The following is a 12,418-nucleotide window of genomic DNA, read 5'->3' on the forward strand; positions in this document are numbered from 1 at the left end:
ATTTATTAGATTTTTGAAAAACCCATCTAAAAATTATCAAAAAATGATTGTCGATAACATTTATCTCATAAGAATTAAAATTTCTTAATTACCGAAGTTATATCTCAATGTAAATCCTCCTCGAATAGTTGTTTGAGGAAACGCTGTTGATATCGAATATTCTGAAAACGTGTGATCATAGAAGAACAAAGCCGTTAGATTTTTACTTAATGCATAATCTGCAGTAAGCTTAAGCCCATAAATGTCTTGCCCTGCCGTAACCTGAGTATTGTCAAGATCTAAATATCGTATTAATGTTTCATTTTGGCGTAACGATACATCTGCCCTTAGGTTAAGATCGCTCTTAATCACTTTTTTTCTACCTGAAATTCGGGTAGCAAAAGTAAGATCTTGTAAACGATACCCTAACCCAAGAATATATTCATTACCTTGAATCTCGGTGAGCAGATTATTATCAAAACTCAAAGACAATGCACGGTCTTTCTTCCATTCTGCAAGAATTTTGATAGAATTTTTCATTTCCATATCCAATCGCACCAAGGGACTAAACTGCTCTGTTAAGTTAATATTTGAATACAATATTGGATTTCGAAAATTATCAGCTTCATCTAATTCACTATTATTGAATTCGAGGTTTGTTCTAAACTGATTAATGGTATAATTTGCTCTATAACCATGTGCTACTGAAAAACGTTTAAAACGTTTCTTGAACCACTTCAAATTCATTAAACCAGTATACTTAATATCCCAGTTTGGTAGCGGAACATCTCTGAAAGCTCCTTTTTGCACACTCTCTGCACTACCTCCTGTATAGGCCGCTAAAAACGCTGGTAATAATACCGCCTGATTAGTCCTACCAAATCCTCTAGGAAAACCATCTTCCCCAACATCATTAGGATCATTACCTCGATCAAGAGCCAAACGTCTTGCAATAATTAATCTGTTTTCTTTGAATTTTTCAAAAGCTTCTGAAGAAAACGCATCACTCTTCTGGAAAGCCGTTTTGATTAATAACGTAGAAATTGTAAAGTTTCCGAATACATTTGGAGTAAGAGAAGTATATGGATCATCCTGATCTATAGAAACACCATCACCTTCTAAATTCACCCTGAAGTTTTCGGTAAACGTTTCTGAATAATTTCGATTAGCACTAATATCAATCTTAAGATCTTTTAGCAATCCGATAGAAGCCTGAACATTAAGCTGTCTTCCTTCTACTTCCTGATACTGCTGATTAAAATCTTGATATAAGGTAAGCCAACCATTACGTGCAGCTATATCTCGTATCTCTGATTGACTACCAAATGTAAATCCTACTGTAGGTTTTAAGGTTCCTACAAACCCAGGCTCTCTAACATAACCAGGCAAGAATATTCCATTATCCTGTTGATAATTTACATTTACCTTTTTTACCGCTGTTACCAGCCCTATAAGGGTATTATATGCTTTATCACCAACACTCAATTTACTCTTTACTCGCTTAGGTTTCTTTTTACCTTTTGCAGCTTCTTTCCCATCTTCAGCAGTACCTTTTGCTCCAACTTTTGGTTTTGGTTTCTTTCTTCCAGGCTTTTTCTTGGTAAGTCCTACATACTTATATAAAGTATTCATATCTAAAGAACCATTTACCGTATGCACATTTGCGTTTTGAACGGTATTTCCTAAGTCAGGAATCCCTTCTAAAGTCTTCAACGCTTCACTTCCTTTTACCCACTGAAAATCTGCATTATAAGAGTAGGTAGCTCTCATGAACTTAAACAAAGGTATTTTGTTTAAAGGCACTTCATAATTCACCTGAAGTTGTTGACTATGGGTATTCGGATCTCCAATATCAAAGAAACCACTCCATACATCTATTGTATTATCAACTTCATTATTTTCATCTATGAAGTTCTTAACGATGCGATTATTTGCAGAAGTAAAATTAAAGTTAAGAGATTTTGTTAGGTTATAATTAATTCCGAATTGCCAATCGAAAAGGAAATTTCGTTGGTATAATGTTGGCAACCTAATATCATCTGGCCCCAAAGTAATATCCCTAAAAATTTGTTCGTTGTATTGCCTATTTATGTTTGAGTTTACAGAAATACTGGTAGGCAATAAATTGAAATTAAAATCTTTGATAAGATCAAAATATTTGCTCTTCCCAAGGAATTTAACTTTCTTAAAAGGATTAACTTCTTTAGGCTGAAAGCTAAAGTCATATGTTGCTCCAACTCGTACATTTTGATCTAAAGATTTCTCGATTTCAAAATCACGGTGATCTGTTTGATTATATGTTCCTGAAAACGTAAAGTTTTCTACATCATAAGGCATAGGCTTACTATCACCCGTCCTTTCCTTACGTAATCCTATAACATTAAAACTTTGTCTTTTTGTATAATCTGTAGATTGTCTTTCTATTCTTTCTTTTTCTTCTGGATCTGTAATATTATCTAACCTATCCTGAAGCTCTAAATCCTGAAACTCTGGATCAAATTGTGGAGTTATTAATTCTTCTCCTCTACTATAATTAAACGGAATCTGTACGCCCCATTTTTTAGGTAATAATTGCCCTAGATTGACATTGGTGGTAAGATCATACTGCCTAAAATCTTCACGACTTCTTTCATTTGGCCCTTGTTCTATTCCTCCAAACCCAATAGTACTTATTCTACCAGAAGCACTTACATTAGCAAAGTCTGCAACGTTGGCATCCATATTAGCCACAGCAGCCCAACCCCCTCTATTTTTAAGGTCGGTAAGGCGCATTTCATTAAACCACACAGTACCCGATTGGTCGGCTCCACTATTATTTTTGATACCTACCATCATAACACGTACATCACCAAAATTAGGATTTCCTTTAATCCCTACTCTTAAATTATTGGGTCCATCAAAGAAATTAAGATCGGTTGCACTAAGAGCTTGATTTCCCAAGACATTCGATTTGATTTCCTGAAGAAATTCAAGAGGTAAACTCAACCTATTTGCAGCAGGCCAAGCTTGCTCTGGAGTTGGATTTAGAATTAATCTATCGGTAACCTCTAATGGAAGTTCTATTTGGTAAAAGTTATTGGTGAAATCATTACCCATTCTCACAAAGGCGGTAAGATCTCCATCTGCCAAAGGCACTCCTGTCGGCAACTCTTCGGCATGTAAAAACAACTCAAGATTCTCATACTGCCTCATATCTACATTGAAGTTCTTATACACCCCTCTTGAATCTTCAGACTGAAGATTACTTACAGAAAGTGCTAAAGATCGTTCATCTTCTCGTATGATATTATTGTTGTTATTAAGTTGTTCTCGAACAACTCCTGGAGGAGTTGTATAATTATCGGTCTCCTCTGTACTTACCGAAGTAACTACTACTTCGTTATCTCCAAACACGTTTAAACCACTTGTTGGATCATTAGTTTGGTTTCCTAATAATATATATCTCCTATAATCTCCTCTAACCAAATCCATTGTACCAAAACGTAGTAAAACAGGCACATCAAAATCTGTTAGATACATTCTCATGAAACGTATCGATCTAAAATCACTAATGTTAAATGAGGCAGTAGGCTCATAAATAGGCACCTTAAAACGCACCCATCTTGTTTCGATTAATCGACCACCTACATTAGTTTCCTGCGGAGGCGGAGCATCAGAAATAAAACCTGTACCTCCATCATTACCAATATCCATACCTGCAAAAATAGGCACCTCATATTCGAAGTAACTATTAATAGTATTCATGGTATTATCTCTATTTACATCTTCTGCTGTAGGAAAAGTGGTATTACCTCTATCATCATTGGTCACATCTGTAGGAGAGTTACCTTGTGTTCCGTTATAATTTCTATATCGCTCTACAATATCACTCCCAGGTGCTTGCAGGAAGTAAGTATAATTATCACCAGAAGGGTCATCTAAAGATTGGAAAGCAGCAAACTCTGGCTTTGACTTTTCTTCTGCATCACTAAGTCCGTCGAAACCAGCATCCTGATCTGTTCTTGCCTGCCCTTCTGAATCGAATGCATAAATCAAGGACTGGTTTACTGGCACTCTAGCATATTCAGTATCAACCGTCCCACCAGTATTTCCTTGAGTTGGCAATCCGTTCTCGTATTGCTTTCTTCCATCCTTTAAAACATCTTCACTAATATTACCCAAGTTGAATACAATAGTACCACTAGTAGCTTCGGTAAGTGGCTCTTGATTTCCATTAGTTCCTCTAAAAAACGGATCCATCACCCAAAACTCAATAAACTCTACATTGGCCTGTTCAAAATTTGTTGATGTCAACTGTCGAGTAACTCCCGCAAAGTTTTGTTCGGGATCGGGAGTGGGTAATGTACTTCCTGGGGCATAAGCAGGATTAAAATTATACTGTCCTCTAGTACCTGGTTCATAATTTAAATCCAGCGTAAACAATGCCAATGACTGCCCTTGAGCAATATCGGTTTCAGGAAATATTTCATCTATAAACACCCTACGTGTTCTGTTAGAAGCTAAACTTTCTTCACTTATACCGCTAGGTCTATTTCCACTATAAAAAATAGGATCGATAGAGTACCATGACATTTTAGCTCTTCGATATCCAGATTCTAAACCATCTACAATAGTCTGACTATTTATATTACTTGGATCACCAAAACCAATAGGGATACTAGACAGCTCCCATGATAAAGGAGAAGACACATCAATTCTGGTTTGCGCTCCCTCAAAATCATCTATATATGTAGTAACCTTACCATCAAAATCAGCTCCTTTGGGAGCACCAGCGATAAGATAAGCTCCTTCCGCCCTTACAGAAACATTAGAAGGTACGTCGGTATCGATATTGGGTAATTTATTTACCATTCTTGTTAAGAAAGGTACTTCGGTAGCATAGTTTAAATTAAATCCTAAAATAGTGTTGTTAATTGGCTCAAAATCATAGCTTGATTTTTGTGTGATTGGCCTTTCATTTAAATTCAAGAAAGTACCTCCAATAACAAAATCATCACTGAATTTATGCTCAACATTTAAACCGGTAAATCGTTTGGTTTGCTGTCCAAATACTGCATTATTTTCTGTTGAAACCTGAATTGGAGTATTAGAAGCCAACAGAGATTCATCAAGAATATTAACTCTTCCTAATTGGTAATTTACGGTATAATCAACCCCTTCTTGCAATACTCTTCCTCCAGCTGTAACAGTTACTGATCCTTGAGGCACATTAAACGCCCCGAGAGGAATCCCGTCCTGACCAGATGATTTATACCTACCCTTTAATTGAAAATAGTTTTTGTTTGCAGATTGCTGCTCTGCCACTACCTTTGTTTGGGTATATAAATCTCTAAATACATATTCTGCCTGGTTAGGGTTATATGTATTGGGATCATTATAATTTGCTCCTGCCGGACCATTATCTAACTTGTCAAATAAGTGTTCCCCAAATGGCTCGATCGTTGTAAATATGATTCGACCATTTTCGGTATCTACTGTAATCCCTGGCACGTAATCAAAAAAACCATCACCTCCAGAAACAGGGTCATTGTTAGGATTAAGTCGATCGAGATTAAATACTTTTAAAAGTGTAGTTTGCTCAACATCATCCGGCAATGGCACTGTTGATCCTTCTGCAGCTGTAATATAGTTTAACGGAGACGGATTTGTATATAAAATATTCAGCCTAAAATCATTTTGCTCAAGTCTAAATGCACCAGTACTATAGATGTTCTTCATCATCAGATCCCAAATCGGCAGATTTACATTGGTAATCGGACTTTTAAGCATTTTTACTATCAAACTTTGACTGGACCCAATCTCTGTTCCCCCAGTCGTATCTCCCGTATCTCCTACGGTTGCATCAACACCGTCATTTGCGAATTCACCCACCTGAAATACTTGTCCGCCAACGGTGTACTGAAATGCAACAGCCAAAACCTCATCGTTATTTAAACGTTGATTTAAAGAAATATACCCTAGCTGTGTATTTAGGGTATACTCTGTAGTATTTAGTTTTCTCGCGTTTTCCAATATTGCGTAATCAAAACCTTCATTGAAATTAGCAATAGGACCTATAAATCCTTGCTGGATAGTAGGAATTTGACGAACCGCATCTGTTATAGGTCCTCCTGGACCGATTGCAGCAGGATCTAAGTCATTATTTTCATTATCAGGAAACGCACCTGGCCCTGTATTAAACAAACCTCCAGGTATTGTAGAATTACCTGCATCTGGCCCTTCTCCTAAATCCTGAAGCGCAACAATATTACGAGCATTGGTAAGTGTTTGCGCGCTAGTAGCACGGTTTGTAACCCACACTTCAATTCTGGTAATTTGAATATTGTTATTAATAAAAGGGTAACTAGCCAACGCCGTATCATAATTATCCCTGAAATAATGCGCTAGGAAAAAGTGTCGATTTTCATCATAATCTAAGGCAAATAACTCAAAGTCTTCTACTGTTCCTCCACCTTGAACGTTCACCGATCTGGTTTCTGATCTTTGTTCAGAGAACACACCGGTTATTGTTGTTCTTCCAAACTGCAGTCCCATTTTAACACCAAAAAGACTTTGCGCACCTTGTATTAGAGAGCTATTTAGAGGCATACTCACATTACCCACTTCTATACTCTGAATAATATCGTCTTCGTTGGGAGTATATTCCAGCTTTAATTGATTCTGAAAATCAAAGGTAGACTCTGTATCGTAATTGGCAGTAATCTGAAGTCTAGTTCCTATCTTACCCAATAAACTAAGACTAATTCTTTGATCGAAATCGAAAGTAAAATTACTTCGGTTCCTTGGTGAAAAGGCCGGATTATCCTGTTTAGTATACAACAACCCTAAATCCATTTCCACAGATCCTTGAGGAATAATTTCTATTTCATTACCTCCAAAAACCGATTCAAAAAAACCAGACTTTACATAAAAAATAGGCAACAAGTTTTTTCTCTTTTCCTCGCTACCATCTTTTTTACCACTAAAAGCCTCTATTTTTTCCTTAAAATATGCTCTTCGTTGCTCTTCTGCTACCAAATCCTCATATTCCTTTGGTGTTAAAAACAAAGGGTATCTCACATTAAAATCACCCAACATTTCACGATAAATGTATCTATTGGTGATAGGGTCATACTCATATTTGGTAACTATACTATTAGGATCGGGTAGTGCGATTTCACCTAATGAATATGTAGTACTGGTAGAATCACGAACTGTTTCGTTTTCCTGACCATACAACACCCCACTATAAAGTGTTATCAAACATACTAGTATTTTAAAAAAATTAAAGCGTAAATAATGTGAAGAGCTCAATGTTTTTATAAATTTTTTAGTGCTTGTTTAATAATATTTTCTACTGTTTCGTTTGGGGTATTTTTAAGAACCTTATCAATAACTTTTTCTGCAAGTTTTCGATTAAATCCAAGGGTTTCTAATGCTGATAACGCTTCATCTTTATTCGTATTGCTTTGGGACACTGAAACTTCATCAATATTGTAAACTTTAAGTATTTTATCTTTAAGATCGATAATCACTCTTTGAGCAGTTTTTGCTCCAATACCTTTGATAGATTGAATAGTTGCAACATCATTGGAAGCAATTGCCTCCTTAATTTGATCTGGGTGCAAAGATGACAACATAGTTCTTGCTGTGCTAGAACCTATACCAGAAACAGAAATTAGTAGTCTAAAAATTTCTCTTTCAGATTTTTCGACGAAGCCAAAAAGGGTATGAGAATCTTCCTTGACCTGTAAATGCGTATATAACTGAAGTAGTTCTCCTTCTGGCAATAAAGAAAAAGTATGTAATGAAATATGAATAAAGTACCCTACTCCACCACAGTCTATAACTACATCAGTAGGATTTTTTTCTACAAGCCTCCCCTTGATATGTGTGATCATATGTTAAGTTGATGTTAAGCAACCAAATGTAATAAAATTATACTAGATAAAAAGGTTAAAAAAACAAGCTTTAAAAAATGATTTTTAAAGCTTGTTAAAATTGATAATTATTTGGTAAATGTCTTATTTAATATCTTCCAAAACTGCCTGTTTTGCAATTGTCGACAAATCTCTTCCCCGTTTTTCCTTTTCCTGCGCATCAATAACGGCAACTGCAGCCATATTCACAATCTCTTCTACACTGGATCCTAACTGAAGAATATGTACCGGTTTGTTCATACCCATCATTATAGGACCAATAGACTCTACATTATTCAATTCACTTAACAACTTGTAATTACTATTCGCAGAATCTAAGTTTGGAAACACCAGGGTATTCACTTTTTGCCCGTTAAGTTTTGAGAATGGAAATTTATCTTTTCTCATTTTCCTATTTAAGGCAAAATTCATTTGCAATCCACCATCAACAATTAGATTTGGGTAATATCTATGAAGATATGCCACTGCGTCCTGTACTTTCTCTGCGTTTGGATGGTTGGAAGATCCAAAATTCGAATAAGAAACCATTGCAATAACTGGCTTAACCCCAAACATTTCGACAGTTCTTGCTGTCATTTGAGCAATTTTAGCTAGGTCTTTTGATGATGGCTCAATATTTATAGAAGTATCACTAATAAATAATGGTCCTTTATCGGTCATCATAACATTTACTGTGGCAATTCTGGTCGCTCCTTTTGCTAATCCAATAAGATCCATCATAGGTTTTACAACGGTAGGATAACTGCGTGAATAACCAGAAAGTAACGCATCTGCATCTCCTTCGTTAACCATCATTGCTGCAAAATAGTTACGCTCTCTCAACAATCGTTGTGCATCATACAAAGTAATTCCTTTTCTTTTATTGGCCTCCCAGTATTTTTTTGCATAGTGATTCTTTCTATCTATTTCTGAATCGGCCTTAGGATCTATAATATCTATTCCTGAAGGATCGAAATCTATTTCATTCATCAATTCAAGAATAACATCTTTTCGACCAAGTAAGATTGGGAATGCGATACCATCTTCTTTTACAGTTTGTGCTGCTTTCAAAACATCTAAATGATCTGCTTCTGCAAACACTACTCGCTTAGGATTGGTGCGCGCTCTTTCTAAGAGCAATCTTACTAGCTTATTATCATTACCCATTCTTTCCAGCAATTCATCTTCATATTTTTGCCAATCGGTAATAGGTTCTGTTGCAATTCCGCTTTCTATTGCTGCTTTTGCTACAGCTGGTGGTACTTTTGCGATAAGTCTAGGATCAAAAGGTTTTGGAATAATATAATCCTTACCAAAATTAAGACGAGTCTCACCGTAGGCTATATTTACCTGTTCTGGCACCGGTTCTTTTGCCAAATCTGCCAGCGCTTTTACAGCAGCCATTTTCATTTCCTCGTTAATCCCTGTAGCTTTTACATCTAATGCTCCTCTAAAGATAAATGGAAACCCAAGTACATTATTCACCTGGTTAGGATGGTCGCTTCTTCCGGTAGCCATGATCGCATCTTCTCTGGTTTTAATTGCCAGATCATAGCTTATCTCAGGATCAGGATTTGCCATAGCAAATACAATAGGATCATCAGCCATGGTCAACAACATCTCTGGTGTCACCAAATTTGCCATTGACAAACCTATAAATACATCGGCATCTTTCATAGCATCTGCCAATTCATGTACATCTCGATCTGTGGCAAATTCAGCTTTTTCTTTAGTAAGATTATCACGATCTTTTCGAATAACACCCTTACTATCAGTCATCACTATATTTTCTGCCTTAGCCCCAAAAGCCTTGTAAAGCCTTGTACAGGAAACTGCGGCGGCTCCCGCACCACTTACTACAATTTTAACTTCTTCTATGTTTTTGTTGGCAATTTCAAGAGCATTTAATAATGCTGCTGCAGAAATAATTGCGGTACCATGTTGGTCATCGTGCATAACAGGAATATCCAATTCTTCCTTAAGCCGTCTTTCTATTTCAAAAGCCTCAGGAGCCTTGATATCTTCCAGATTAATCCCCCCAAAAGTTGGAGCTATATTTTTTACTGTTTCAATAAACGCATCTACATCTTTGGTATCTACTTCAATATCAAAAACATCAATTCCTGCAAAAATTTTGAATAACAGACCCTTTCCTTCCATTACCGGCTTTGATGCCTCTGGCCCAATATCTCCTAATCCTAATACTGCGGTACCGTTTGATATTACCGCTACCAGATTACCTTTTGCTGTATATCGATATACATTCGATTTTTCTTTTTCTATCTCTAAACAAGGTTCTGCCACTCCTGGAGAATATGCCAAAGATAAGTCTCTTTGAGTAGCATATTTTTTGGTGGGAACAACTTTGATTTTACCGGGTGTAGGCTTTGCATGATATACTAACGCCTCTCTTCTTTTACTTTCGATACTCATACTAAATCAAGATAAATGTGAGAATACTAAGTATACAAAGGTACAAGTCTGTTTGACATGCGGAAATTTAAACCTAGTAATCTTCAAAAAAATTAAGAATAGCAAAAATGGATCGGTATTTTAACATTTAAATTAAGAATTCAATAACATTTAAATTTATTTATTGAATATTTCATCAGGATCAACCAAATTATCTAATTGCGCTCTGAGCTCTTTATCTAAGAATGTTAAACCAAGTTGATAGGAAGCATTCATCCAACCAAAACCACTAGGGGTAATATAGTCGAACTCGGTACCCACATTCCCATATTCTGCATATACCTTATGTGTGCATTTTACTACATCATATTTTTCGGGGATGGTACCATTATAGTTCACCGCATTTTTTGTGATCATCCAAAGCCATCGATATGCAAGTTCTTTAGCTTTATCATTATTTCCTGAAGCCATTAAACCTCGCCATATAATCATTTGATGCGGAGCCCAACCATTAGGGTAATCCCATTGTCGTTGTGGTGCATTAGGATCTGTTTTGTCTGCAATATCTACAGTACCTGCTACACCTCCCTTTTGCAATAATTTACCAGAAGTCAAATGTTTTACCACTTTTACTTGCTGATTTTCTGAACATAACCCCACCCACAAAGGATAATAATTGGTTGCCGATTCAATTTTTTGTTGGGTTTTGGAAACAAAGTCATAATCATAATAAGCCCCTTCCTCTTCATTCCACATGAATTTGTTCATTAAATCTTTTCTTTTTTCACTTTTTAACACCCAATCTTTGGAAGTATATTTTTTTCCTAAATATTCAAATTCATCACCATAAACTTCTTTTATTAAAAATGCGATATCTACCTCATACTTATACAATAAACTATTAATTCCAACTGTATTTAGGTTTGCACAAATATCATCGAGACGGTTAGAAGTATCATGACCACTTTCTCTCATTGATCTATCATGTGTAAAATATAGATCTAAGTCTTCATCAATCAATTCGCCACTCTTATATTTTGATGCAAATTCTTCTGGTGAAAGCTTATGTTTTTGCGCAAATTTCTTCAACACAAAATCAAAATGACCTTCTTCGGTTTCTGGAGGTATTCCTATACCTTCTCCATAAAACCTATTTAATCCAGTATCGGTTAAACGTACTCCTTTTTTCATCCAAACAGTTTCATATTCTTTGATTGCCATTGACAAATTCTTTATCAACCAATCTTTAGAAACATTGGGGTTATTGAGATATATTTCTTTTAACAAAGACGTAAAAAATGGAGGTTGTGTTCGAGTGAGATAATAGGATCTATTGGCATTTAAAATTTTACCATAGTATTTAATTTGGTATGCAAAGTTATCGGCCATTGCCATAGCTAGGTCTGCTCGACCGTCTATAAGTAACCCAATGGATTCAAAATAGCTATCCCAACCATACATTTCATTAAATCTACCTCCAGGTACCACAAAAGGTTTCCCAGTATATACTCCTTCATTTATGGTATACGCAAGATTTAAAATCCCAGGTTTATCATTTAAAGTTTTTACATATTCTGGAGTTAAATCTTTTGCAAGTTGTACCACCTTAACTTTTGAATTCTCCTGTGCTATAGTCTGAAAATATTGCAGAGCTTCTCCATCTTCATGAGGTATGTACAATCTAAGAGTATCAACATTAGATTTTGTGTCTTCTAAAACTTTTTCTAATCCTTTCTTATCTATAGATCTAGTTAGATTATTCCAAAACCGAGTTTTTATTAATCTTGAAATTCTGCTAGAGGGTCTTTCTTTTACTTTTTCTATGGAAACCATTTTGGAGTTTTCTACTATTGCCAATTCCTGAAGCAGGTTTGACAAATAATAGGTCCCTTCTATGGTATGTGAATTTTGGTCTGCATCGGTGTATACAAACTTTTTGGGACCATGGTCTTCAATGGTTATTTTTTTATCTCCATCGGTATCCTCTTGTTCGATTAACTTTTGAAGGACCGAAGTAGTTGACTTAGGTTTCGTAGTATCATTCTTACAACTACTTGTAAAAAGGGCAATCGTACCTAAACCCAAAAAAAGATATGATATTTTCATTTGATTATTAGTCTTTATTTTCA

4 protein-coding genes are annotated in these 12,418 nt (G+C 35.8%); all 4 read right to left on the reverse strand.

Translation table 11 applies throughout. The features are described from left to right. Positions 1-84 precede the first annotated feature (84 nt). The gene (sov, locus tag M0D21_RS12720) at positions 85-7,221 is read right to left on the reverse strand and encodes a T9SS outer membrane translocon Sov/SprA (RefSeq protein ID WP_248330054.1); all 7,137 of its coding nucleotides are present in this window, start codon (positions 7,219-7,221) and stop codon (positions 85-87) included. Between the two features lie 56 nt (positions 7,222-7,277). After that, positions 7,278-7,859: a Holliday junction branch migration protein RuvA gene (ruvA, locus tag M0D21_RS12725; protein ID WP_248330056.1), complete on the reverse strand. Its 582-nt coding sequence runs from the start codon at positions 7,857-7,859 to the stop codon at positions 7,278-7,280. Between the two features lie 123 nt (positions 7,860-7,982). Next, a complete protein-coding gene (locus tag M0D21_RS12730) occupies positions 7,983-10,310 on the reverse strand; it encodes an NADP-dependent malic enzyme (protein WP_248330058.1) in 2,328 nt (775 codons plus the stop codon). A 156-nt stretch (positions 10,311-10,466) separates the two neighbouring features. Next, positions 10,467-12,395 (reverse strand): alpha,alpha-trehalase, encoded by a 1,929-nt coding sequence (locus M0D21_RS12735; protein ID WP_248330060.1) that lies wholly within the window; start codon positions 12,393-12,395, stop codon positions 10,467-10,469. Positions 12,396-12,418 lie beyond the last annotated feature (23 nt).

The sequence above is a fragment of the Aquimarina acroporae genome (assembly GCF_023195925.1).
GTDB classification, from domain to species: domain Bacteria; phylum Bacteroidota; class Bacteroidia; order Flavobacteriales; family Flavobacteriaceae; genus Aquimarina; species Aquimarina acroporae.

Bases quoted from the DNA above. Each gene is read 5' to 3' on its own strand.
- ruvA (WP_248330056.1), bottom strand. From the start codon at position 7,859: ATGATCACACATATCAAGGGGAGGCTTGTAGAAAAAAATCCTACTGAT.
- M0D21_RS12730 (WP_248330058.1), bottom strand. From the start codon at position 10,310: ATGAGTATCGAAAGTAAAAGAAGAGAGGCGTTAGTATATCATGCAAAG.
- M0D21_RS12735 (WP_248330060.1), bottom strand. From the start codon at position 12,395: ATGAAAATATCATATCTTTTTTTGGGTTTAGGTACGATTGCCCTTTTT.